The sequence below is a fragment of the Cyanobium sp. NIVA-CYA 375 genome (genome assembly GCF_056108345.1).
In genome coordinates this window covers 1-822 of sequence record NZ_JBSYHW010000296.1, presented here as the reverse complement: position 1 = coordinate 822, position 822 = coordinate 1, and the positions used below count along the sequence as shown (strand labels likewise).

At 70.6% G+C, this 822-nt stretch carries 1 protein-coding gene and 1 pseudogene; both read left to right on the top strand.

Features of this window, described 5'->3' with window-relative positions; genetic code table 11:
- A pseudogene (locus AC01FP_RS18185) lies at positions 1–198 on the top strand (hypothetical protein); the annotation flags it as partial.
- 36 nt (positions 199–234) lie between these two features.
- Positions 235–822: FHA domain-containing protein (locus tag AC01FP_RS18180; protein WP_474482225.1), on the top strand; the 588-nt coding region annotated here is incomplete at its 3' end.

Sequence of the window (822 nt, the reverse complement as noted above, 5' to 3'; positions counted from 1 at the left end):
CTCGAGGCTACGCACACGAAACACGCGCCCTGGACGCTGGTGGACTTCAACGACCAGCGGCGCGGGCGCCTGAAGCTGATTCGCCATCTGCTCGATGCGCTGCCTGAACACGTGGTGCCCGAAGTGCCGATCGACTTCCCGCCCTTGGGCCACGAGCCGCTGAAAGAACGCTTCAAGGGCAGCCTGAAACCCATCTGAGGGCAGCCGGCTGTGGCATGCTGCGCCACCTTGAACATGCCCGACAGCCGCCCGACCCAGCTCGCCCCGGTGGACGAGGGCGAGCGCACCATGATCCGCACCGTGCGTGGCCGGGTCACGGTGGCCGATGCGCGCCAGGGCTGGGTGCACTACCTCACCTACACCGACGAGCAGGGCGTGCCGCAGCGCCTGCGCCTGTCCGACGCGCCGCTGCGCATCGGCCGACGCGCGCCCTGCGAGCTGGTCATCAAGGACGGCGAGATCTCCGGCGTGCACTGCGAGCTCCAGCTGCGCGAGCACGACCTGTTCGTGAGCGACCGTGGATCCACCAACGGCACTTTCGTCGACGGCAAGCGCATCTTCGCCGCCGCGGTGGTGCCGCACGGCGGCGTGCTGCAGGTGGGCCGCCAGGTGCTCAAGCACGAGTTCCGCGACGAGCGTGAGCTCGAGCAGAGCCAGGAGCTCGACCGCGACCTGGCCAAGGCCGCCGACTACGTGCGCTCGCTGCTGCCGCCGCCGCTGGCGGCCGGCCCGCTGCAGACGGCCTGGTTCTACCAGCCGAGCACCCGCGTGGGCGGCGACGCCTTCGGCTACCACCCGCTGGACGAGCGCCGCACCGTGCTC